The 23,122-nt window shown below is 68.7% G+C and carries 21 protein-coding genes; 11 read left to right on the top strand and 10 right to left on the bottom strand.

Annotation, left to right across the window (positions count from 1 at the left end; translation table 11 throughout):
- The first annotated feature begins 211 nt into the window (after positions 1-211).
- On the top strand, positions 212-397 hold the full coding sequence (locus ACFE7U_RS02120) for a hypothetical protein (protein ID WP_375408076.1): 186 nt from the start codon (positions 212-214) through the stop codon (positions 395-397).
- Positions 398-451: 54 nt separating this feature from the next.
- On the opposite strand, the gene ACFE7U_RS02115 is transcribed toward ACFE7U_RS02120, so the two are convergent.
- The 5 genes from ACFE7U_RS02115 to ACFE7U_RS02095 all read right to left on the bottom strand — a co-directional run bounded on the left by ACFE7U_RS02115 (position 452) and on the right by ACFE7U_RS02095 (position 4,756).
- Positions 452-1,045 carry a DNA-3-methyladenine glycosylase gene (locus ACFE7U_RS02115; protein WP_375408075.1) on the bottom strand — a complete coding sequence of 198 codons (594 nt, stop codon included), beginning with the start codon at positions 1,043-1,045 and terminating at the stop codon, positions 452-454.
- A gap of 10 nt (positions 1,046-1,055) precedes the next feature.
- Positions 1,056-1,733 (bottom strand): ribonuclease HI, encoded by a 678-nt coding sequence (rnhA, locus tag ACFE7U_RS02110; protein ID WP_375408074.1) that lies wholly within the window; start codon positions 1,731-1,733, stop codon positions 1,056-1,058.
- Between the two features lie 110 nt (positions 1,734-1,843).
- Positions 1,844-2,455 carry a DUF1989 domain-containing protein gene (locus tag ACFE7U_RS02105; protein ID WP_375408073.1) on the bottom strand — a complete coding sequence of 204 codons (612 nt, stop codon included), beginning with the start codon at positions 2,453-2,455 and terminating at the stop codon, positions 1,844-1,846.
- The gene (gntA, locus tag ACFE7U_RS02100; protein WP_375408072.1) at positions 2,445-3,152 is read right to left on the bottom strand and encodes a guanitoxin biosynthesis heme-dependent pre-guanitoxin N-hydroxylase GntA; all 708 of its coding nucleotides are present in this window, start codon (positions 3,150-3,152) and stop codon (positions 2,445-2,447) included. Before gntA ends, ACFE7U_RS02105 begins: the two co-directional genes overlap by 11 nt.
- 176 nt (positions 3,153-3,328) lie before the next feature.
- Positions 3,329-4,756: a PLP-dependent aminotransferase family protein gene (locus ACFE7U_RS02095; protein WP_375408071.1), complete on the bottom strand. Its 1,428-nt coding sequence runs from the start codon at positions 4,754-4,756 to the stop codon at positions 3,329-3,331.
- Positions 4,757-5,112: 356 nt separating this feature from the next.
- On the opposite strand from ACFE7U_RS02095, the gene ACFE7U_RS02090 reads away from it, so the two are divergent.
- The 8 genes from ACFE7U_RS02090 (at position 5,113) to ACFE7U_RS02055 (ending at position 12,159) form a co-directional block, all read left to right on the top strand.
- Positions 5,113-5,595, top strand: a complete 483-nt coding sequence (locus ACFE7U_RS02090; RefSeq protein ID WP_375408070.1) for an MSMEG_0572/Sll0783 family nitrogen starvation response protein — start codon at positions 5,113-5,115, stop codon at positions 5,593-5,595.
- Between the two features lie 97 nt (positions 5,596-5,692).
- The gene (locus ACFE7U_RS02085) at positions 5,693-6,841 is read left to right on the top strand and encodes a Nit6803 family nitrilase (RefSeq protein WP_375408069.1); all 1,149 of its coding nucleotides are present in this window, start codon (positions 5,693-5,695) and stop codon (positions 6,839-6,841) included.
- Entirely contained in the window at positions 6,786-7,874 is a 1,089-nt protein-coding gene (locus tag ACFE7U_RS02080; RefSeq protein ID WP_375408068.1) for an MSMEG_0568 family radical SAM protein, read from the top strand. The genes ACFE7U_RS02085 and ACFE7U_RS02080 overlap by 56 nt, the downstream gene beginning before the upstream one ends.
- A gap of 5 nt (positions 7,875-7,879) precedes the next feature.
- Entirely contained in the window at positions 7,880-8,425 is a 546-nt protein-coding gene (locus tag ACFE7U_RS02075) for an MSMEG_0567/Sll0786 family nitrogen starvation N-acetyltransferase (protein ID WP_375408067.1), read from the top strand.
- Entirely contained in the window at positions 8,425-9,402 is a 978-nt protein-coding gene (locus ACFE7U_RS02070; RefSeq protein WP_375408066.1) for a sll0787 family AIR synthase-like protein, read from the top strand. Before ACFE7U_RS02075 ends, ACFE7U_RS02070 begins: the two co-directional genes overlap by 1 nt.
- Entirely contained in the window at positions 9,399-10,580 is a 1,182-nt protein-coding gene (locus ACFE7U_RS02065; RefSeq protein WP_375408065.1) for an MSMEG_0565 family glycosyltransferase, read from the top strand. Before ACFE7U_RS02070 ends, ACFE7U_RS02065 begins: the two co-directional genes overlap by 4 nt.
- Entirely contained in the window at positions 10,573-10,854 is a 282-nt protein-coding gene (locus ACFE7U_RS02060) for an MSMEG_0570 family nitrogen starvation response protein (RefSeq protein ID WP_375408064.1), read from the top strand. Before ACFE7U_RS02065 ends, ACFE7U_RS02060 begins: the two co-directional genes overlap by 8 nt.
- A 21-nt stretch (positions 10,855-10,875) precedes the next feature.
- A complete protein-coding gene (locus ACFE7U_RS02055; protein WP_375408063.1) occupies positions 10,876-12,159 on the top strand; it encodes an MSMEG_0569 family flavin-dependent oxidoreductase in 1,284 nt (427 codons plus the stop codon).
- Between the two features lie 86 nt (positions 12,160-12,245).
- Here the strand turns inward: ACFE7U_RS02055 and rpmG are convergent, their stop codons facing one another.
- From rpmG to ACFE7U_RS02035, 4 genes are all read right to left on the bottom strand, one after another.
- Complete coding sequence (rpmG, locus tag ACFE7U_RS02050) at positions 12,246-12,413, bottom strand: 50S ribosomal protein L33 (protein WP_375408062.1); 168 nt, start codon at positions 12,411-12,413, stop codon at positions 12,246-12,248.
- Between the two features lie 107 nt (positions 12,414-12,520).
- Positions 12,521-13,693, bottom strand: coding sequence for an MFS transporter (locus ACFE7U_RS02045; protein ID WP_375408061.1), 1,173 nt, complete (start codon positions 13,691-13,693; stop codon positions 12,521-12,523).
- An 88-nt stretch (positions 13,694-13,781) separates the two neighbouring features.
- A complete protein-coding gene (locus ACFE7U_RS02040) occupies positions 13,782-15,098 on the bottom strand; it encodes an efflux RND transporter periplasmic adaptor subunit (RefSeq protein WP_375408060.1) in 1,317 nt (438 codons plus the stop codon).
- A complete protein-coding gene (locus tag ACFE7U_RS02035; protein ID WP_375408059.1) occupies positions 15,091-18,318 on the bottom strand; it encodes an efflux RND transporter permease subunit in 3,228 nt (1,075 codons plus the stop codon). Before ACFE7U_RS02035 ends, ACFE7U_RS02040 begins: the two co-directional genes overlap by 8 nt.
- Positions 18,319-18,709: 391 nt before the next feature.
- Here ACFE7U_RS02035 and ACFE7U_RS02030 point away from each other — a divergent pair, with 391 nt between their 5' ends.
- Together ACFE7U_RS02030 and ACFE7U_RS02025 are read left to right on the top strand one after the other, a co-directional pair.
- Positions 18,710-19,672, top strand: a complete 963-nt coding sequence (locus tag ACFE7U_RS02030; RefSeq protein WP_375408058.1) for a hypothetical protein — start codon at positions 18,710-18,712, stop codon at positions 19,670-19,672.
- Between the two features lie 384 nt (positions 19,673-20,056).
- Positions 20,057-22,840, top strand: coding sequence for a PAS domain S-box protein (locus ACFE7U_RS02025; protein ID WP_375408057.1), 2,784 nt, complete (start codon positions 20,057-20,059; stop codon positions 22,838-22,840).
- 57 nt (positions 22,841-22,897) lie between these two features.
- Here ACFE7U_RS02025 and ACFE7U_RS02020 read toward each other — a convergent pair whose 3' ends face one another.
- Complete coding sequence (locus ACFE7U_RS02020; protein ID WP_375408056.1) at positions 22,898-23,122, bottom strand: YbdD/YjiX family protein; 225 nt, start codon at positions 23,120-23,122, stop codon at positions 22,898-22,900.

The raw sequence follows: 23,122 nt of genomic DNA, 5'->3' as shown, positions 1-23,122 counted from the left end.
CTCGGCGGCTCTTGCTCCTCTGCTTACGCCAAGTTGCGGCCCCCGTCTGCGATCCCAACTGTCGAGGGCCGGTGGGCGACGAACGGCAGCTCACGTGATCGGCAGCGTGCGCTTCGGCACGGAGGCGATGCGATCCGCCGGCCCGGAAACGTTCGGGCAAATTCCGACGCCTAGACCTCGTCACACCAGAACAGCGACGGCGGCGACGCGGATGAACATCACGCCAATCCTCGGGCGACTGGGCCTCGTCCTGATCGGCCTCTGTCTCGTGATGGGCCCGATCGCCGACCCCGTTCACGTGACGGTGGTCTATGCGACCGCAGCCCTCCTCCTCGCCTATTGCTCAGCCGCCGACCTCCTCTTCGCCGGTCGGGACCGTGAGGCTCGGGTTCGCTGATCGTGGGCGGGTCTTGCCGATCGCAGAGCGGCACGCACGGCATCGTCGCCCGGATCACGGAGCGGTGGACTGGGTCGGGACCTCGATCACGGGTCTGGCCGGACGGCTGACGAAGCGGGACCCCGCCGCGAGAAAGCGCCATGGCTGATCGACGGCCTGGGTGATGCCGATGCGGCGGTCCGCGATCACCGCCAGCGGTTCCGTCGCGGTGAGGATCGAGAAACCCGCGCTCCCGACCGCGCGTCCGTCGTGGGCGTCGGTAATGCCGAGCGCCTGCGTCAGCCGGCCCGGGCCGGCGCAGAGCAGGCGCGGCGATGAGAGGCCGCGCCGCCTCTCCATGGCGTCGATTCCGGAACGCGGCTCGATCGCCCGGATCAGGACCGCACTGCCCGGCTCGCACACGACGTTGAGGCACCAGTGCAGGCCGTAGGAGCGATAGACATAGGCGTGGGCCGGCGGACCGAACATGCTCGCATTGCGGCGGGTCTGGCCCCTGAAGCTGTGCGAGGCGGGGTCGGTGCGGTCGTAGGCCTCGGTCTCCACGATGATCCCGCCGACGCCGTCGACATCGATCACGCAACCGACCAGTTCGGCGGCCACCTGCACCACCGGGCGGGCGAAGAAGCCGGGCGCGAGCGCGGTGCTCAAGACACGATCCTCAGGGTGACTTCGCGTTGGGAACCGGCTGCGCGGCCCGCGCCTGCGCCATCCCGTCCGGCCCGAGGTCCAGGGCAAGCCGGATCGCGTCCTCGACGAAGGCACGCGGCGTTACGCCGGCCAGCTTGGCGCGCCGGGAGATCTCGAGCCCGAGGCCAGCATCGATCGCCACCGGCGTGGTGCGGGGCTCACGAACGGCGTCGGGCACCGGCAGCGGAAGCACGATGGGGGTCGCCGGCGGAGCGGCGAGACCGAGAGCCTCGCGCCGGCCCCACGTCGCGAGCCGGTCGGCACGCTCGTTGCCGTCCTCCCCGGAATGGCCCCTGACCCAGGTCCAGCGTACGTCGCGGGCGGCGGCGAGGACATCGAGGCGCTGCATCAGATCGACGTTCTTGACCGGACCGGTAGCGGTGCGCCAGCCGCGCGCCTTCCATCCCCTCATCCATTCGGTGACCGACTTGACCACGTACTGGCTGTCGCAGCGCATCTCGATCGCGGCACCCTCGGGAAAGGATTCGAGAGCCCGAATCGCTGCGGTGAGCTCCATGCGGTTGTTGGTGGTGCCACGCTCGCCGCCGCAGAGTTCGATCGGGCCATCCGGTCCCGTGATCACCACGCCCCAGCCGCCGGGGCCGGGATTGGGATCACATCCGCCGTCGGCATAGACGATGGTCCGCATGAGTTCGCTTGCCTGTCGATCCGGACCGCGCGGCCCTGTTCCGAGGCGGTGGCGCATACCATGATCGACCCGGCACAATCGACCCGGAGTGACAGGATCTTTCCGCGGGATCAGGCTTGCGCGGCCGGAAGGATCTCGTAACGGATCGGCTTGAACGCGTAGTTGTTCGATTGCAGCGCCGAGCAGGCGGTGAGCCCGATGACGAGATCGGTCTCGGCTTCGAAGGTCACGCTGTCGCCCGCCCTGCTCAGGGGCGCCTCGACGTGGAGCGCCCCCGTGCCGCCATCGACGACGACGTTCATGAAGACGTTGAAGGCCACCGGGATGCGATCGGGCCCGATCCCGTAGGGTTCGAGCGCTGCGGCGAGGTTGCCAAAGCACCCGCGATGCGGCGCCTCGTCCCCGTAGATGATGCGGAACGTGTCGGCCGAGCACGGGGTCAGCAGAAAATCGTGCCGCCCGACCGTGTCGGCGACGATGCGCAGGAGCACGTTCGAGCGGTTCGAATAGATCGGGTCGCCGGTGGTGAGGTAGATCCGGCTGGCATAGTCAAGCGTTCTCCCCGAGGAGATGACCTCGTCGAGATCGTCGCGGACGAAGGCGAGGAGGTCGGCGACCTGTTCGCCCTCCGGGTCGATCACCCTCAGCCTCTCCCCCTTGGCCAGGGTGAAGGCGGTGCCCGAGCGCGGCGGGATCTCGCCGCTCACGATCTCACGCGGCATCGTGGGCGGTCCCGTTGACGACGTCGCGCCCCCTAAAGGGGCAGACCCAGTCATCGCCGACCGCGCGGCCGCTATATTGGCGTGCCTCGGAGGCCTCGCCGTGGCGGGCGATCATCGGGTTCATCGACCCGGCGAGCGCAACGTCTCGCGACAGGATGGACTCGCGCAGCTTCTCGTAGCGGCCCTGCTGGCGCAACTGCTCGAACTGGGCACGGATGTTGAAGACGATGACCGGACGGGAGAAGCGCCGGGCCGGGCGGCTCGCGCCGGGATGGAGACCGACGAGGAAGAACGCCTCGCCGCCGAAGGACAACGAGAAATGGGGATTGTCCGGGTCGGGCTCGACGCGAGTATCGTAGCGTTGTCCCAGGAAGCTGTCCTTGTCGGAGAGCGATTGCGCCCTTGCCCAGAGGTGCCGCTCGAACTCCTCTTCCGACAGGGGGGCGGCGCCCTCGAAGACGACGGCGAAGCTTTGGAACAGGTCGGGCTGGTCCCGGTAGCGGCAGATGAAGGCGAGCAACGCCGGGTAGATCCGGGTGTCGTCCCATCCCGAGGCGATGTCTCGAGCAACCAGGACGCGCATCTGGCCCCGCGACAACGCTGATTTGGCACCCACGCAGGGAAAAGTCGGATCCTTGATGAATTCCTTCAGCTCACGCGCCAGAGGATGTTGACTATCATTCGTCGGAAACCGCATGCCGGACAACTCTGGTCTTAACCTGTATCAATCGACCCTCGCGGGTCCCTTCGGATCAGGGCAATAGGAGTCCGGATGACGTTGTTCCGTGCCTGCGGCGGTGCTGCATACACTTGTCCACTGCGGTTTTCCGGCGGAGCCTCCGCGTCGATGGGGGGCGGCAGGGTCGATGCCGCTCAGATGTAGGCCGAGGCCAGGGCCGGCGATCGCTCGAGGGCATGGGCGATCATCTCCAGGGACTGCGTGATCTCGGCCCGGCTCGCGATGCCGCCGAGGCAGATCCGCACCGCTTCCGGAGGCTGCCCGGCGGCGGTGAAGGCATCGCTCGTCACGGTTCCGAGGCCGGCGGAACGGGCCTGGCTCGCGAAAGCGGAGCGCGTCCATCCCTCCGGCAGCGACAGCCAGATGTGGAATCCGTCCGGGTCCGCCGTGACGCCCGCCTCCGGCAGGATGCCGGCGGCGATGCGTTGGCGCACCCGTGACTCGGCGCGGATGAAGGCGAGGATCGCCTGCGCCGTCCCGTCCTCGATCCAGCGGGTGGCGAGCGCGGTGGTGATGGGGGATGCCATCACGGTCGAGGCGCGCAGCAGGGCCGCCAACGGCAGGGCTGCCCGCGCGCTAGGCGCCGGGACGTAGGCGAGGCGAAGGCCGGCGCCGAGGCACTTGGCGAGGCCGGCGACGTGGTAGGTGATCTCGGGCGCCAGCGTGTAGAAGCTCGGCGGCGGCGTCTCCGGCACGAAGCCGTAGGCGTCGTCCTCGATGATCGCCACGTCGTAGCGCCGCGCCACGGTGACGATGGCCGCCCGCCGTTCCGGCGTCACCGTCAGCGTCGTCGGGTTCTGCAGCGTCGGGTTGAGGTAGAGGGCCTTGGGCGCCAACCTCGTGCAGGTCGCCGCGAAGGCGTCGGCGTCGATCCCCTGCGCATCCATCGGCACGCCGGCGACCTTCAGGCGCTGATGAGCGGCCAGTGCCCGCAGCCCGGGATAAGTCAGCGACTCGGAACAGATCGTGTCGCCGGGCTTCGCGACGAGGCCCAGGATCGCGCCGAGGGCCGCATGCGCCCCGGGGCAGAGCATCAGACGGTCCAACGATGCGACGACGCCCCGCTGAGCCAGCCACGTCACGGCCGCCGCCTTGTCGTCCTGGGTGCCGCCGAAACCCTGATAGCGCAGAAGGTTGGGCAGGTCGTGCGAGACCGCCTCGAGCCCCGCCTGCATGCGCGAGAGCAGAACGGGATCGTCGGGTTCGGGTGGAAGGTTCATCGTGAAGTCGACAGGGCCGTGCGTCCGCGGGGCCGCGCTCCTCGTTGACCCGGGCCGTCGCGCCGGTTCGCGCACGTAGGTCCCCTGTCCGACCCGGGATTCGACGAGGCCCCTGCGCTGCGCCTCGACATAGCCGCGCGCCACCGTCGTGAAGTTCAGATCGAGGCGCTCGGCCAGCACGCGCTGCGGCGGCAGGCGCTCGGCCACCATCAGCCGTCCGGTACGGACGTCGTCGGCGATGGCTTCGACGATGGCAAGGTAATGCGGCTTGCCCCAGCGCCGCAGATCGGGGGTCCAACCCTCGGTCGCGGAATCGGGTGCTGGTCGGGAGATCTTGGCCATGAGGCTTGATCCGGTCAGGATACAGTCAATCGCAGAATGATCGGGTTGCAATCGCCGTGCCGGCCCGACCCTCGACCACGAAATCACCGGAAGCAGTCAATCCATACAAGTAAAACAAGACTGTGATCGGGTATTGTCGCCAATTTTGGAAGCATCTGCACAGATCATACGCATCTTGATTGCATTGCCGATCAACCGTTCGAGTCGTGTTTTGAATGCATGATTGATCGTATTCGACAGCGCGGGATCGGATGCGGGACCGGCCGGTGGATGCTGGCATGGGCCTTGCCAATTGCCGTTGAGCCCCGAGCCGCGCGCGGTCGCGGCGTCCCATAACTTCAACGGGAGTGGATCCGATGCCCGCCGTCAGCGCCGAACACCACAAGAAGGGCGATTACTTCGTCGATTATGAGGAAAAGGTCTTCGAGGACGTGAAGGCCGAACCCGGCCAGAAGGCGCTCGTCACCTTCCACACGGTGGCCTTCGAGGGTTCGATCGGCTTCGTGAACCTGCTTCAGGCCACCCGTCTCCTGCGCAAGGGCTTCGAGACCTCCGTACTGCTCTACGGACCGGGCGTGACGCTCGGCATCCAGCGCGGCTTCCCGACGCTGGGCGACGAGGCCTTCCCGGGCCACATGAACATGAACAACCAGATCGCGAAGTTCATCTCCGAGGGCGGCAAGGTCTATGCCTGCCGCTTCGCGCTCCAGGCCCTCTATGGCCACGGCGAGCCCTCGCTGATCGAGGGCATCCGTCCGATCGCCCCCACCGACGTCCTCGACCTCGTGCTCCTGCACAAGCGCGACAACGCGGTGGTGATCGACACCTGGACGGTGTGAGGGCTCGCCATCCCCCTCTCCCCGCGGGTGGGGAGGGGGCATCCAGCCGACCGTCGCTGCGAACCACCAAGGATCTGAGACCACCAAGGGCCTGAGCATGTCCGAAAAGCGCATCGTGCGGGCGGCGGCCGTCCAGATCGCTCCCGATCTCGACGACCCGGCGGGCACCCTCGACCGGGTGCTGGCGGCCGTCGACGAGGCGGCCGGCAGGGGCGCGCGGTTCATCGTGTTCCCCGAGACCTTCGTCCCGTACTACCCGTACTTCTCCTTCATCGCCCCGCCGGCCGCCCAGGGGCCGGCCCACCTGCGGCTCTACGAGGGCGCGGTGACCGTGCCGGGGCCGGTGACGCAGGCCGTCTCGGCGGCAGCGCGCCGGGCCAATGCCGTCATCGTCCTCGGCGTCAACGAGCGCGACCACGGCTCGCTCTACAACGCGCAGCTCGTCTTCGATGCCGACGGCAGCCTTCTCCTCAAGCGCCGCAAGATCACGCCGACCTATCACGAGCGCATGGTCTGGGGTCAGGGCGACGGGGCCGGGCTGACGGTCGTCGAGACCGCAATCGGCCGTGTCGGTGCGCTCGCCTGCTGGGAGCATTACAACCCGCTCGCCCGCTATGCGCTCATGGCCCAGCACGAGGAGATCCACGCAGCGCAGTTCCCGGGCTCCATGGTCGGCCAGATCTTCGCCGACCAGATGGAGGTGACGATCCGCCATCACGCGCTGGAGGCCGGCGCCTTCGTCGTCAACGCCACCGGCTGGCTCACCGAGGACCAGATCGCCGCGATCTGCCCCGACGAAAAGCTGCGCGGGGCGCTCCGCGGCGGCAATTGCACCGCCGTCGTCTCGCCCGAGGGCCGGCACCTCACCCCGCCCATGACGCACGGCGAGGGCATCCTCGTCGCCGACATGGACATGGACCTCGTGACCAAACGCAAGCGCATGATGGATTCGGTCGGCCACTACGCCCGGCCGGAACTGCTCAGCCTCAACCACGACGCCCGCCCCACCCGCACCGTGGTGACCACGCGCGACCCGACCTTCCACGACCTGACCTCCCACGACCAGACCACGCACGACCGGAGCCTCGACCATGAGCGACAGCCCGCTTCTGACCACGCCGGCCGTATCGGCGTTGCCCCAGCGCCTTCCAGGTCGAGGCACGGCTTACCAGGGCACGGCATACCTGGGCATGCCGACGGAGCGCCTGATCAACTCCCTGCAGTCGTTCGGAGTCAGGCTGGCTGACACGAGGGCCGGCGTTCAGAGCCGCCGCGGCGGTGCGGGGCCGAGCGACCACAAGGCGCTCACCATCGCGGGCCGCACCGTGATGGTGCCGGTCCATACGGCGGCCGCCTTCGAGTCGCCCTACCTCGTGCGCCGGCCCGACGCCGACGGGTCGAGCGAGATCGAGCACGACGGTGAGGTCGTCGGCCGCGTCACCTTTCCGGGCAAGCCGCGCTTCTACGCGCTGCAGACCTTCGACGGTGTGCCCTATTCCAAGATCGCGGTGCTGCACGGGCGCGACGTCCTCGCCACCACGATCCTGCAGACCTGCATCCGCTACGCCAGCCGCACCAAGACGTGCCAGTTCTGCTCGATCGGCCAGTCGCTGAGCGCAGGCCGCACCGTCGCCCACAAGACGCCCCAGCAACTCGCCGAGGTCGCCCGCGCCGCCGTGCTTCTCGACGGCGTCAAGCACATGGTCATGACCACGGGTACACCCAACGCCACCGACCGAGGTGCCGCCGTGCTCTGCGAGAGCGCCTTCGCGGTGAAGGCCGCCGTCGATCTGCCGATCCAGGGCCAGTGCGAGCCGCCCGACGACGACCGCTGGTTCGTGCGGATGAAGGCGTCGGGCATCGACGCGCTCGGGATGCATCTCGAAGCCGTGACCCCGGAGGTGCGCGCCCGCATCATGCCCGGCAAGGCCGGCGTGCCGCTGGAGCGGTACTACGATGCGTTCCAGGCCGCCGTGCCGGTCTTCGGTCGCGGTCAGGTCTCGACCTACATCCTGGCGGGCCTCGGCGACACGCCGGAAGCCATCCTGACGATGGCCGAGCGGCTGATCGGGATGGGCGTCTACCCCTTCGTGGTCCCGTTCGTGCCGATCTCGGGCACGCCGCTGGAGGGGCACCCCGCTCCGTCGCCCGAGTTCATGCACGCCATCCTGAAGCCGCTCTCGGACATGCTGGCGGCGGCGGAATTGCGCTCCACCGACATCAAGGCCGGGTGCGGCCGCTGCGGCGCCTGCTCCGCGCTCTCGGCCTACGAGCGGTGAGTGCGATGTTCGATCCCGTCCCGCCCTACCGGCCGAGCCACTTCCGCATCAAGTTCGCCACCGCTCCCTGGGAGCGGGCCGGCACCGCGGCGCTGCGCAGGGAGGTGTTCTGCCGCGAGCAGGCGGTCTTTACGGGCGACGATTGCGACGCCGTGGACGGCCATGCGTTGCCGATCTGCGCGCTCTCGACGCTCGGCGGCGACCCCGACGCCGTCGTCGGCACCGTGCGGATCCACGAGGTTGCCGAAAAGCCCGGCGAATGGTGGGGCTCGCGCCTCGCCGTGGCACCCGATTACCGCCGCGTCGGGGCGCTGGGCGCCGGGCTCATCCACGTCGCCGTAGCGTCGGCCCATGCGCGCGGCTGCACGCGCTTCCTCGCCCATGTCCAGAGTCGCAACATCGCCCTGTTCGAGGCTCTGCACTGGAGGAGCCTCGATACCCTCGACCTCCACGGCCTGCCCCACCACCTGATGCTGGCCGATCTGACGTGTTACCCGCCGATGGCGGACCCCGAGCGCGGCCTCGTCACCCTCCTGAGGCGGGCCGCCTGATGGGTGCGATGCCCGACCTCGCCGAGATCGCCCGCATGATCCGCGACGGCCAGGGCGTGGCGCACAAGCGCGACATCGACGCAGTGATCGGACGCTTGGGGCTCGGCGACCGTGGGGCGACCGTGTCGCTCGGCGACGATTGCGCCGCGATTTCCGACGGCGACGGATTTCTGCTCTTCGCCATCGAAGGCTTCATGGACGGGTTCGTGGCCGCCGACCCGTATTTCGCGGGCTTCTGCGGCGTGATGGTCAATGTCAGCGACATCGCCGCCATGGGCGGACGCCCGATCGCCGTGGTCGACGCCCTGTGGAGCCGGGACCAGGGGCACGCCGACCCGGTCCTGGCCGGATTGCGGGCGGGTGCCGCGACCTACGGGGTCCCGGTCGTCGGCGGGCACAGCAATACGCGCAACGAGGCCGAGCATCTCGCGGTGGCGATCCTCGGCCGTGCCAAGCGCCTGCTCACGAGCTTCGACGCGAAGCCCGGCGACGTTCTGGTCGCGGCGATCGACCTGCGAGGGCGCTTCCGCGATCCGCATCCCTACTGGGACGCCGCAACCGGTGCCCCGCCCGAGCGCCTGCGCGGCGACGTCGCGGTGCTGGCCGAGATCGCCGAGGACGGCCTGTCGCAGGCGGCCAAGGACATCAGCATGGCCGGCCTCGTCGGCACCGCGCTGATGCTGCTCGAATGCTCGGGCGTCGGCGCCGCGATCCGGCTCGACCGGATCCCGCGCCCCGACGGCATTCCCCTGGCGCGCTGGCTCACCGCCTTCCCGAGCTACGGCTACCTCCTCAGCGTCTCGCCCGACCGCCTCGGTTCGGTCCTCGACCGCTTCGCCGCGCGGGGCATCGCGGCGGAGGCGATCGGATCGGTGGATGCGAGCCGGGTCGTGCGCATCGCGCAGGCCGGCGCCGAGGCCGTGGTCTGGGACTTCGCACTGAGCCCGCTCATCGGCTGCGGCGGAGGCGTGCGGTGAGGGAGCGTCGTCTGCGCATCGCGATCCTGACCCATTCCACCAACCCGCGCGGCGGCGTCGTCCACGCGCTCTCGCTGGGCGAGGCGCTGACCGATCTCGGCCACGACGCCGTGGTCCATGCGCCCGATCCCGGCGGCCAGGGCTTCTTCCGCGCTGCTCGCTGCCGGACGACGCCGGTGGCGGCGCAACCCGTCTCCGGCTCCACCATCGAACTCGTCGGTGCCCGCATCGCCGACTACCAGCGCCATTTCGCGACGCCGGCCGCCTGCGACTACGATGTCTTCCACGCCCAGGACGCGATCAGCGGCAACGCCCTCACCACGCTGATGCGCCGGCGGCTGGTCCCGGCCTTCGTCCGCACGGTCCACCACCTCGACCAGTTCGCCGATCCGCAGCTCGCCTACTGGCACGACCGCGCGATCTACGAGGCGACGACGCTGCTCTGCGTCAGCCGCCTCTGGCAGGACACCTTGCGCCGTGATTTCGGGCTCGATGCCGACACTGTCGGCAACGGCGTCGACACGAGTGCCTACGGCCCCCTCGTCGCCGTGGAGGACGACATGCTGCGCCGGGAATGGGGCATCGGCCCCGGCCCGGTCTTTCTCTCGGTGGGCGGGTTCGAGGAGCGCAAGAACGCACTGCGCATCATCGAGGCCTTCGCCCTGGTCCGCGCGCAGCAGCCCCAGGCGCAGCTGCTCGTGGTCGGTGGCGCCTCCCTTCTGGATCACGCGAGCTATCAGGCGCGCTGCCGGGCGGCCCTCGACGGGGCGGGCCTCGAGGTCGGCCCGGGCCGCGCCGTGATCAGGACCGGGCCGGTGCCTCAAGCCGCGATGCCCAGCCTCTACCGGATCGCCGACGCCCTGGTGTTTCCCTCGCTCAAGGAGGGCTTCGGGCTGTGCGTGCTGGAGGCGATGGCGAGCGGGACGCCCACCATCGTGGCGGATCTCGCGCCTTTCACCGAGTATCTGACCGCGAACGACACCCTGTTCGTCGATCCCGAGAATGTCTGGGCCATCGCGGGGGCGATGGCGGCGGTGCTTGGACCCGACCGTCGCCGCCACCTGTCGGCGGCCGGCCCGGCCATCGCCAAACGGCATTCCTGGCGCAGCTGCGCCGCCAAGCACGTGGCGGCCTACGCGGCCTGCACCAACCGGAAGCAGGCCCTCTCCGATGCCTGAGATGCGTTTCCATATCCGCTGGCCCGATGGCAGCCGCGAGGCCTGCTACTCGCCTTCCCTGGTGATCAAGGAGCATTTCGCCCTGGGCGAAGAGCTGCCCCTGGCCGACTTCGTCGCTCGCAGCCGCACCGCCCTCACGATCGCCAGCGATCGCGTGAAGGCTCGCTACGGCTTTCCCTGCAGCCTCGCCACGAGCCAGCTCGCGCGGATCGAGGCCGCGGCGGCGGTGATGCCCGAGGACGGCGGCGTCCTCATCGAAGCCTTCGAGGAATAGGCGAGGAGCAGGGCCCGAACCATGAGCGAGACCCGACCGAATCCCGGCCCGCGCCACCTGCCCGTCATCATCGTCGGCGGCGGGCAGGCCGGCCTGTCGATGAGTTACCAGCTCAAGCAGCGCGGCATCGCGCACCTCATCGTCGAGAAGGCGGGCATCGCCAACACCTGGAAGACGCAGCGCTGGGACAGCTTCTGCCTCGTGACCCCGAACTGGCAGTGCCAGCTGCCGGGCTTCCCCTATCCGGGCGACGACCCGCACGGGTTCATGCGCAAGGACGAGATCGTCGCCTATATCGAGGCCTATGCGCGGATGATCGGGGCACCCCTCGTGGAGGGCGTGGCGGTAACGGCGATCCGCCAGCGGCCCGAGGGCGGCTTCGCGCTGGAAACCGAGGCCGGCGCCTACAGCGCGGATCAGGTCGTGATGGCGATCAGCGGCTACCACGTGCCCTCGATCCCGGGCTTCTCCGCGCAGCTGCCAGATCGAATCGCGCAGATCCATTCCTCCGCCTACCGCAACCCGGAGCAGCTGCCCGAGGGCGCCGTGATGGTGGTGGGCTCGGGCCAGTCCGGCTGCCAGATCGCCGAAGACCTGCATCTGGCCGGCCGCCGGGTCCATCTCGTGGTCGGCAGCGCACCGCGATGCCCGCGCGTCTATCGCGGCCGCGACGCCGTCGACTGGCTCGCCGAGATGGGCCAGTACGACCTTCCCGTCGACGACCACCCGCTCAAGGAGGACGTAAGGCGCAAGGCCAACCACTACCTCACCGGGCGCGACGGCGGCCGCGACATCGACCTGCGCCGCTTCGCGCTCGAAGGGATGGCCCTGCACGGTCGGCTGGAGACGATCGACGGCGCGGTGCTGCGCTTCGCCGACGACCTCGAAAAGAACCTCGACGGCGCGGACGCGGTCTATACCGGCATCCAGGGCGCCATCGATCGCCATATCGAGGCCAAGGGGATTGCCGCCCCGGCCGGAGAGCATTACCGGCCGGTGTGGAAGCCGGACTTCCGGGCCCAAAGCCTCGACTGCACCGCCGCCGGGATCGGCAGCGTGGTCTGGGCGACGGGGTTCCGAGGCAAGTTCGGGTTCATCGAGGCCCCTGCCTTCGATGCACGCGGCCTGCCGGTGCACAAGCGCGGGGTCACCGCGGTGGACGGTCTCTACTTCGTCGGGCTGCCCTGGCTCCACACCTGGGGCTCCGGCCGGTTCTCCGGCATCGCGCGGGATACCGCCTACCTCGCCGAGCGGGTGGCGGAACGAGCCTCGCCCGAGTCGATGACGCTGTCGCTGGCGAGCTGACCAAACGAAAAGGCCGCCCCGGGGGAGCGGCCTTTTGGATTCCGGCGTGCCGGTCTCGGGCGAAGACGCCCTTACTTGATCCTACCTTACTTGATCTTGGCTTCCTTGAACTCGACGTGCTTGCGCACAACGGGATCGTACTTCTTCATCGAGATCTTGTCGGTCTGCGTGCGCGAGTTCTTCTTGGTAACGTAGAAGTACCCGGTGTCGGCGGTGGACACGAGTCGGATCTTGACGGTGACGGCCTTGGCCATGGCGTAGCGCTCCTCGAGATTGCGGCATTCCGCATGAGCGAAACGCAAAACGGCCGGGAAGACCCGGCGGAATACGGGTGGGGCAATGCCCGATCGGGCGGCGAACGTCAAGATGGAGCACCCGGTTTGAGGCGCCACAGAACGAGCAGCGCATAGGCCAGGAACAGCCCGCACAGGGCATGGGCGAAGCCCTGCGGCGGCATCAGGTCCATCGCGCCGCCGATGATCGGCGGGCCCAGCATGAGGCCGAGATTGTAGAGCACGACGAAGGCGGCGTTGGCGCCAGCGAGCTCACGGCCGCTGACGCTGGCTCCGAGATGGGCGAGGCCGACGGTGTAGAGGGTCCCGGCGAGCCCGCCCCACACCACGAGAAGCGCCGCCAGCGCCGGGAAGGACGCCGAGGCCGCCGGGATCAGCGCCGCGCCGACCGCGCCGCCGGTCGCCGAGGCGAGGAGGACGAGGCGGCGGTCGAAGCGGTCGGAGAGCCATCCGAACGGGATCTGGAACAGGACGTTGCCGACCGCCATCAGGCTGACGAGCCCCGCCGCCGTGGCGGCCTCGTAGCCGATGCGCAGCCCGTAGAGCGGCAGGATCGCGAAGCCCCCGGTCTCGACGGCGCCGTAGACGAGGGCCGCGAAGGTGGCCGCCGGCGCCAGCCGCAGATAGGCGAGGAAGGGCAGGCCCCTGCCCCTTGCCATGTGGGGCGACAGCCCGCGCGCCAGGATGAGCGGGATCGTGCCGAGCGCGAACAACCCGGCACCGGCGAGGTAGGGTGCATAGCCCTCCGTCCCGAGCACGGTGAGCAGCGTCGGCCCCACCGCGAAGCCGAGCGCCAGCACGGTGGCGTAGATGCCCATGACGAGGCCGCGCCGGGCTGGCGGCGCCACTTCGTTGATCCAGAACTCAGAGAGCACGAACAGCACGCCCATCGTCATGGAGAACACGAAGCGCAGGACGAACCACCAGCCGAGGGCGGGCAACAGCTTGAAGCCGACCAGCGTGACCGCCCCGAGCGCGATGGCGAGGACGAGCAGGCGCACGACGCCGACCCGGGCCGCGAGCGCCGGCACGAACGGCACGGTGACGATGCTGGCGAGCCCCGCCACGGCGGTGTTGATGCCCACCAGCGTGCTCGACGCGCCCATGCGCGACATCTCGAGGGAGAGCAGCGGGATCGACAGGCTGAGCCCGATCCCGACCACGGCCACGCAGGTGATCGCGGCCGCGATGGCCGCGTAGCGGTCCCGGTCGAGGGGCGGGCTGGGCGTTCTGTCGAGCATGGGGGAGAGATGGGGTGACCAGGCCGGGGGGCACACCCTCTCGGCCCGATCAATCCCGCTCGCAACCCTGCCCGGCGTCAGGCTTCCGTCAGCGAACGGCGGCCTGGCGCGGCGGCGTCTCCGCCGGGGGCGCCATCCGGTCGATCTTCTGACCGTCGCGAAGACCGACCGGCGGGCTCAGGATGACCTGCTCGCCGCCCTCGAGGCCCTGGCTCAGCTCGACCACCGTGCCGCGGTCGCGCCCGATCTGGACGCTGCGCCATTGCGCGGTGCCGTCGTCGCGGGCGATGGCGACCTGGGTGCCGCGCTGGTTGAACACGAGCGCCTCGGCCGGGATGGTCGAGGCCGGTTCGGCGCGGGGGATCTTGAGGGTCACGTAGACGTAGAGGCCGGCCCGAAGGATGCCGTCCGGGTTGGGCACGTCGACCTGCGTCGTCAGGGTGCGGGAGGCCGTCAGCAGCGTCACCGAACTGCGCTCGACCACGCCGGCGAAGGTACGGTCGGGCATCTGCGGCACCTTGATGGACGCGGGCACGCCCTCCTTGACGCCGATCGCTACCGATTGCGGCACGTTGACGGAGATGCGCAGGATGTCGTCGCGGTCCATGGCGAGCAGCGCCGTGCCGGTGCCGTCGGCATGGACGAGGTCGCCGACATCGACCCCGCGGGTGGTCACGACGCCGTCGAAGGGGGCGACCACGTCCTTGAAGCCGGCGAGCGCCTTGAGCCGGTTCACGGTCGCGAGCTGCGCCTTGATGTTGGCCTCGGCCACCTTCACGCCGGCCTGCGCCGAGGCCAGAGTCGCACCCTGGCTCAGCACCGTCGCCTGCGAGTTGTCGGCGTTCTGCTTCGAGGCCCAGCCCTGGCCGGCCAGCGTCGAGGTGCGGTTGTTGGTGACGTTGGCGAGGTTCACGTTGGCCCGCGCCTGATCGACCATGGCCTTGGCCTGGAGGAGCTGGGCCTCCATCTGCCCGACCTGCGCCTCGGCCTGGGCGAGCTGCTGGTCGAGATCCGGCGCAGCGATGCGCAGGAGGATGTCGCCCTGCTTCACCCGGCTGCCGATATCGACCCTGCGCTCGGCGATGTAGCCGGTGGCGCGGGCATAGAGGGCGGCCTTGGCGAAGGCGTCGGTCTGGCCGGGCAGGGTCAGCTCGGTCGGCTTGTCGGCGCGCTCCACGGTGGCGGTGCGCAGTTTCGGGACGAAGGCGTTGACCTTGCGCTGCGTCTCGGCGGCGGCAGCGCGCTGCTGCCATTGCCCGTAGCCGCCCCAGCCGAGGAGGCCCACGGCGAGGAGCCCGGCGAGCACGAAGGGCCCTTTGCGCGGCGGGGGCGGTATCTCGCCCGGCTCCCGGCGATGGCTGTGTCCTGTCACGACCGTCCCATCCTGATCATCGGCCTCACGCATAGTCTTCCAGCGGCCGCACCTCGCCCCGACGCAGGACGGCGTAGAGGAACGGCACGAACAGCAGGGTCGCCGGCGTGCCGAGCGCCAATCCCCCCATCACGGCCCGTGCCAACGCCGCGTTCTGCTCCGCGCCCTCGCCGTGCCCGAGCGCCATCGGGACGAGCCCGAGGAACATGGCGCCTGCCGTCATCAGGACCGGCCGTAACCGGGTCTCGCCGGCGAGGATGGCGGCCTCGAGGGCGCCGCACCCCGTGGCCTCGCGGTGTTCCTTGGCGAAGGTAACGAGCAGGATCGAGTTCGCGGACGCGATTCCCACCGACATGATCGCCCCGAACAGTGACGGAATCGAGAACGTCGTGCCGGTGATGAACAGGGCCGCGACGATGCCGCAGAAGGCGAGCGGCAGGGCGGCAAGCACCACGAAGGGGTCGCCCCAGCTCTGGAAGTTCACCGCCATGAGGAGATAGACGGCGACCAGCGCGATCGAGAGCCCGACGCCCATGCGGAAGAAGGCCGATTGCATGTTCTCGATCTGCCCTCGCACCGTGATCTTGTCGGGTGCGGGCAGGTTCTTCTGCTCCTCCTCCACGATCGTCCGGATCTCGCGTGCGACGGAGCCTAGGTCGGAATCCTGCACCGCCGCGTAGATGTTGAAGGTCGGCTGCGTGTTAACGTGGTTGATCACGGTCTGCGTGCCCTGGCGGCGCATGGTCGAGACGCTGGAGAGGAGCGTCAGCACGCCCGGCGCATCGCCGTTGCCGGCCACCAGCAGAGGCGTGTTCTGCAGCGATGTCAGCGATTCGTTGCGGTATTCCGGCGTCTGCACCCAGAGCTGGTAGGGGATGCCGGTCTTGGGGTCGCTCCAGAAGTTCGGCGTCACCTGGAAGGAGCCCGACAGGGAGACGTTGAGGGCCTGGCCGACCTGCTGCTGCGTGAGGCCGACCTCGGCGGCGAGCTGCCGGTCCACGTCGATGAAGAATTGCGGGGTGCCGACGATCTGGTGGAGGCGCACGTCCACCGCCCCTCGCGTCTCCTTCAGGCGCCGGACGACGCTCTGGGCGACTTCGAGATCCTTGGCGGTGTTGCGGCCCGACACCTGGATGTCGATCTGCGCCAGGGTGCCGAAGTTCAGGATCTGCGTGATGATGTCGGAGGGCTGGAAGTAGGCCACCACGTCGGGGAAGCGCTCGCGGATCACCTCGCGCAGGCGCTTGGTGTAGCCCGCCACCGAGCCGTGCCCCTCCTTGAGGTTGATGAGCATCTGGCCGTCGTTGTAGGCGACGAAGGAGCCGTCCGAGAACGCGAAGTTGTAGTTGTTGGCCGGCAGGCCGAGATTGACCAGGACCTGGTCGATCTCGCCTTCGGGGATCACCTCGCGCACCGCGGTCTCGACCTGCGCGAACACCTGCTCGGCCGCCTCGATGCGCATGCCCGGGCGGGTGCGCAGGTGAAGGGTCATCTGGCTCGATTCGACCTGCGGGAAGTAGTCCTGGCCGACCACCGTGAAGAGGGCGGCGGTGCCGGCGAACATCAGGCCGACGACCGCGAGGGTCGCGAACCGGCGGGCCAGCACCGCGTGCAGGAGGCCGATATAGCCGCTCTGGAAGCGGGCGAACCGCGCCTCGAACCCGTGCCGGAAGCGGCCTGCGAGACGCAGCAGGGGGCCGAACAGCCAGGCGAGGGCGCGGGTGACCCGGCCCTGGCGGGGCGCGTCGTCGGCTTGTCCGTAGCGTTCGGCGTATTCGCGGGCGACCAGCACGTCGATGAGCACCGGCACCAGGGTCCGGGACAGCACGTAGGAGGTCAGCATCGCGAACACGACTGCAAGCGCCTGGGGCGTGAACAGGTATTTCGGCGTGTCGGTGAGCGCGAAGACCGAGACGAAGGCGGCGCAGATCGAGAGGGTCGAGATCAAAGCGGGCTTGGCGATGCCGGCCGCCCCCTCGACCACGGATTTGCGGAAGGGCTCGCCCTCCTCGAACATCCGGTGGGTGTTCTCGATGGCCACCGTGGCGTCGTCGACGAGGATGCCGACGGCCAGTGCGAGGCCGCCGAGCGTCATCACGTTGATGGTCTCGCCGAGTGCGGCCAGGATCGCCAGCGAGGTCAGGATCGAGAGCGGGATCGAGACCAGCACCACGATGGTGGAGCGCCAGGAACCGAGGAACAGCAGGATCGTCAAGCCGGTCAGCGCCGCTGCGATCACCGCCTCGTGGATCACGCCCTCGATCGCCGCCGAGACGAAGACCGACTGGTCGAAGAGTTCGCGCAACACCATGCCCTCGGGGGCGGCGGCGCGGATGTCGGGCAGCGCCTTCTTGACGTTGTTGACGACGTCGAGCGTCGAGGCGGTGCCGTTCTTGAAGATCCGCATGAGGACCGACTGGGCACCGTCGGCACGCACCACGTTGACCTGCGGCGGACCGCCGTCGCGGACGAAGGCGACGTCGCGCACCAGCACCGGCTGGCCGGACACGACCTTGATCGGGATCAGGTTGAGCGCCTCGACGGTGTCGGGCGAGGCGTTGAGCTGGATCGGGTATTGCTGCTCGCCGATCTTGGCGAGGCCGGATGGGATCGTGAGGTTCTGCACCGTGATCGCGTTGGTCACGTCCAGCGCCGTGAGCCCCAGCGCCTGCAGGGCGTGCAGGTCGAGGTCGACCATGATCTGGCGCGGCGCGCCGCCGAAGGGCGAGGGCAGGGTCGAGCCCGGCACCTGGATCAGGCGCTGGCGGATGCGGAACTGCGCGTAGTCGAAGACCTTGTTGAGGCTTTCCTTGTCGGAAGTCAGCGAGAGCTGGATCACCGGCACGGTGGAGGCGGAGAAACGCAGCACGATCGGCGGCTGCACCCCGGGCGGCATCGTCGCGCGGATGGAGTTCATCGCCGAGACGACCTGCGCGATGGCGAGATCGATGCTCACGGACTGGTCGAAATAGACCTTCTGGATCGCCGTGCCCTGAAGGGTGGTCGATTCCATCCGGGCGATGTTGTTGACGTTGTTGGAGAGCGAGAACTCTGCGTAGGTTGTGATGCGCCGTTCCATCTCCGAGGTGGAGAGGCCGTTATAGGTCCAGACCACCACCACGACCGGGATATCGACGTTGGGCAGCACGTCTTTGGGAGCGACGACGACGGCGGCCGCGCCGCCGAGCATCATCAGCACGGCGAGAACGTAGATCGTGACGCGGAACTTTAGGGCGTACTGAACGAGGCCCATTGCATCCTCAGGCTGTCACGCAAGGGTTCAGGTGTTCGCATAGGTTCTCGGCGAACGCAGCCCTGACGCAAAGCCGCAGGGTCGACGTGAGATCGACGCTATTGTTCCGGCTGAAGGTCCATCCCGGTCTCGTCGAGGATCGTACTCATCGGTTCGGATCCTGTCAGACACCGTTGCGCCGTCCGGTGTACGAGCCCTGCGCGACGACCGCCATTCGCCCAAGAGTGATCCACGTTTCGCGTGGGGCGATCATCCAAGGCCGCGGGCCAGCAGGTCCAGAATTCGGCTCCGTGTGGCCAAACGGGCGCATTCGCGGCGCGATCCAGGGTGTCTAAGGAAGGCGGCAGCCGCCTGAGATCCCTCATGCCTGTCGCGCAACGCAGCAATCGCCATGCCCACGTATCCTCTCCTTCGCAGCCTCTTTGCAGCGTTCGCCTTCTTGATCGTCGACCCGTCCGTTGTCATGGCCGGCGGCAAGGAGGCGGAGACGAGCAAGTCGTCGGAGCAGAAGCCCGAGAAGAAATCGGACGAGCCGAAGGAGGTCGATACCGAACACCTGTTCGGCTTCACCGAGGGCGCGGATGCCGGCGAGAAGGGCCAGCAGGAGGTCGTTGTCGACACGATCGGCCGTATCGGAAAGCGGCGTGCCGGGCCGGGGCCGTCGAGCTTTCGCGCGTTCAACACCCGTCTCGGATACCAGTTCGATCCCATCGAGAGGCTGAGCGTCGAGGTGAGCGCCTTCGGCGACGTGCGCCGCGTGCGCAACGTCATGGACCTCGACGATAAGTCCTTCGGCACCTTCGATGGCGTCTCGTTGGACGTGAAATATCAGTTCCTGAAGGGCTCTGCCGAGCAGCCTGTCGGGCTCGCGCTAGAGGTCCGACCACGCTTTGCCCGCGTGCTGCCGATCGAAGGCCGGGGCGCGGACATCTTCGACATGGAGACGCTCCTCCTCGCCGACGTCCAGATCGTCCCGAACAAGCTCTGGTACGGCACCAACGTCAGCTTCGAGCCCGCGGCGGGACGCCAGCGCGGCTCGAAGGAGGGGTATCGCTCGTCGACCTTCCTGTGGTCGAACGCGATCGTCGGAGAGGTCGCGCCTAACACGTATCTCGGCCCGGAAGTGCGATACCTGCGCGGCTACGACGGCTTGTTCCTGAGCCAGCTCCAGAGCGAAGCCCTCTTCATCGGCCCGACCCTGCACCATCGCTTCACCGAGAAGGTGTGGCTGACCATCGCGTATGCGGGCCAGGTCTGGGGCCGCGATACCGATGCCGGCTTGGCGGGGAGGAAGCTCGGCCTCAGCCAGTTCGAGCGGCACAACGTGCGGCTCAAGGTGGGCATGGAGTTCTGAGGACGAGGTCCCGCGGGCGATCCTGCGAGGATTGCGGCCGGCCGCAGCCGGAGGGCGCCCGTTCCCGGGCGTCCAAGGCATCAGGGGAAAGCCCCCAGGACGAAGGTCTCGCGGCGGCAAGGCCGGCGGATCGATCGGAGGCGCGCAGGGGAACTAGATACGGAACGGCCCCATCGCGGCGTTTTCGTAACCACCTTGGTCTTATCGTTCCACCCAGTGATGTGCGGGTGTGGGTCGTTCGCCTTGAAGATGCGTCTCGAAGACGGGTTACGCTCCCTGCGACCCGGCAGCCCTACCATTGCGATGCTCGTCGCCGCGGTCATCGTGGTGGCGCTCGGCTGCTGGTAGATCTCGCGCGCGCGCGAGGCCGCGCTCGCAGGCGCCATGCAGAACGCGCAGAACCTGAGCCGCTCCCTGGCCCAGCACGCCGAACGCACCGCGGAGGGCGTCGACCTCACGCTGTCGGCCATCGTCGACCGCCTCGAAGGCCCTGCGGACCGGACCGAGCTTCAGCGCTACCTCGAACGGCGGGACGCCGCGCTCCTGCAGACGCGCAATCTCGTCGTCACGGACAGCACCGGTGCCTGGATCGCCCAATCGGCTCAGAACCAACCCCATCTCACGAGCGCGGATCGGGCCTATTTCCAGTGGCATCGCGACCACGACGACGGAGCCGTGCACGTCACCCCAACTATGGTGAGCAAGGCCGGCGACCGCATCATGGCGATGTCGCGCCGCTACAACGCTCCGAACGGCACCTTCGCGGGCGTGGTCATCGGCGCCTTGACGCTCGACTTCCTCGACGATTTCTACGCGACGCTCAGCATCGGCGAGAACGGCGCGATCGGTCTCTGGAGCGCCGACGGCCGCATGATCGTGCGCCGGCCCGCATCGCCCGACGGCCTGACCAAGGACCACAGCCGGGGTCCGATCCATCGCGCGCTGCGGGAGAAGCCCTCGGGCGTCTTCGTCGGCAGCGGGTCGCAGGTCGACGGCGTCGCCCGCATCGTCGGCTATGCGAGCCTGGAGCGCTATCCCACGCTGATCGTCTCCACGTCCCTCGCGGTCGACGAGGTCCTGGCGCCGTGGCGCCGTGAGGCGCTGGTCCAGGGCGCGATCATCGGCATCGCCGCCCTCGCGCTGATGGCCATCGGTATCGGGATCGAGCTTCGCGGCCGTCACGCTCGCGCGTCGGCCCAAGCCCTCGCACGGAGCGAGGAGCTTCACAGGCTGCTGACCGAGAATTCCAGCGACATCATCACCATCAAGCCGAGCTTCGGCGACCGCAGCTACGTCTCGCCTTCGGCGCGGAACGTGCTGGGTTGGGAGCCCGCGGAACTCATGGGCATGACGGCGCAGGACTTCATCCATCCCGATGACCTGGACCGCGTGCGGGCCGAGTTCGCCTGCGTCACTCATGCGAACCCGAAGGTCGTCAGCATCCATCGGGCCAGGCACAAGGCCGGGCACTGGGTCGACATCGAGGCCGTGTACCAGCTCACGGGTGCGGGGACGAAGGACGAGCGCGTCATCCTCACCGCTCGCGACGTCACCGCCCGTCAGGCGGCCGAGGCCGCCCTGTCCGAGAGCGAGGCCCGCTACCGGCTCCTGGCGGACACCGCCACCGACATGATCGTCCTGTCGGATCTCGATCACGTCCTCGTGTACGTCTCGCCGGCGTCCAGGGAATTGCTGGGCTACGAGCCCGCCGAGTTGGTGGGAAGCGCCGCGAACGGGACGGTCCACGAGGACGACGCCGCCCGCGTCCAGGATCTGCTCCGGCAGCAGCGGGATGGCTCGCTCGACCGGGCCGTGAGCATTCACAGGGCGGCCCGCAAGGACGGGTCGTTCGTCTGGGTGGAGGCGAAGGCCCGCGTCATCCGCGATTCCGCGACGCACGCACCCACCGGCATCATCTGGGCGGTCCGCGACGTCTCCGAGCGACAGCGTCAGGCCGAGGAGCTTCGCGGCGCGAAGGAGGCCGCTGAGGCGGCGGCGAACGCAAAGGGCGAGTTCCTGGCGAGCATGAGCCACGAGCTGCGCACGCCGCTGAACGCTATCATCGGCTTCTCTCGCCTGATGGTCGAAGCGCGCGATGACGGGCGCGATCTGGCGATGCCGGTGATGCATCGCTATGCCCGCCTCGTTCAGGACGCGAGCACGACGCTGCTCTCCATCGTCAACGACGTGCTCGACGTCTCGAAGCTCGAAGGGGGCAATCTCGAGCTCGACCCGCATCCGTTCTCGCCCCGCGACCTCGTCGAGAACGTCGCCACCCTCCTGCGGGGCCAGGCCGAGGGGAAGGGCCTCGTCCTCCATGTCGAGGCCGACCCGTCGCTGCCGGCCGCGTTGATCGGCGACGATGCGCGCTTGCGCCAGGTGCTGCTCAACCTGCTCTCCAACGCGGTGAAGTTCACCGCCAAGGGCATGGTGTGGGTGTTCGTCGGTTGCGAGAGCGAGGACACCGGAATGGCCCGGGTGCGCTTCTGCGTGATGGATACCGGCATCGGTATCCCGCAGGACAGGCGCCACCGCTTGTTCAAGCGCTTCAGCCAGGTCGACAATTCGACGGCACGGCAGTTCGGCGGCACGGGTCTCGGCCTCTCGATCTGCAAGAGCCTCGTCGAGGTCATGGGCGGCAGCATCGTCGTCGACAGCGTGGAAGGCGAAGGCACGACCTTCTCGTTCGTGCTCGAACTGCCGGTCGCCGAGCCGATCGCCGCGACGCGAGAGCAGAACGCGCCCGATCCGGCAACACTGGCTTTTGGCGGCGCCCATATCCTCCTGGCGGAGGACGTCGAGCTGAACCAGGAACTCGCGGTCGCCATGCTGACGAAGTGGGGGCACACCGTCGAGGTGGTCAGCGACGGCGCCGCGGCGGTCGATGCCGTCATGCGACACCGCTACGACCTCGTGTTGATGGACGTGCAGATGCCGGTGATGGATGGGATCGAGGCGACAAGGCGGATCAGGGGCCTCGGCGGCCGCTACGCCACCCTTCCCATCGTCGCCATGACGGCGAACGTCCTGTCACGCGACGTCGCGATCTGCCGCGAGGCCGGCGTCGACGACCATATCGGCAAGCCGTTCGTGCCGCAGACGCTGCGCGCCCTCGTCGAGCACTGGGTTGCGGACCCATCGTCGGCACGTCGCGCGGCGGCCGCCTGATCGACGAAATCCGCCGGGCGGAGAGACGTCGGGGAGGGCAGGGAACGGCGAGTGGTCTCAGCAGCAGCGAAAACCGCTCGTATTGCCGACCCCGAACCGCGCGTTCTCGCGGTTGCGGAAGAACTCCTTCTCGGTCATCGGCGCGAGGTCCGGGTGGGTGCGGCGGATATGGGCGGCGTAGGTCTCGTAGTCGCCTTGCCCCACCATGAGCCGGGCGCCGTCGCAGACGCATTTCGAGAAGGTCTTGAGACGCTCCCGCAGTTCGAACGACGACAAGGCCAT

It is taken from the genome of uncultured Methylobacterium sp. (assembly GCF_964251405.1).
Lineage (GTDB): Bacteria > Pseudomonadota > Alphaproteobacteria > Rhizobiales > Beijerinckiaceae > Methylobacterium.
This window is presented reverse-complemented; position numbering and strand designations above follow the sequence as displayed.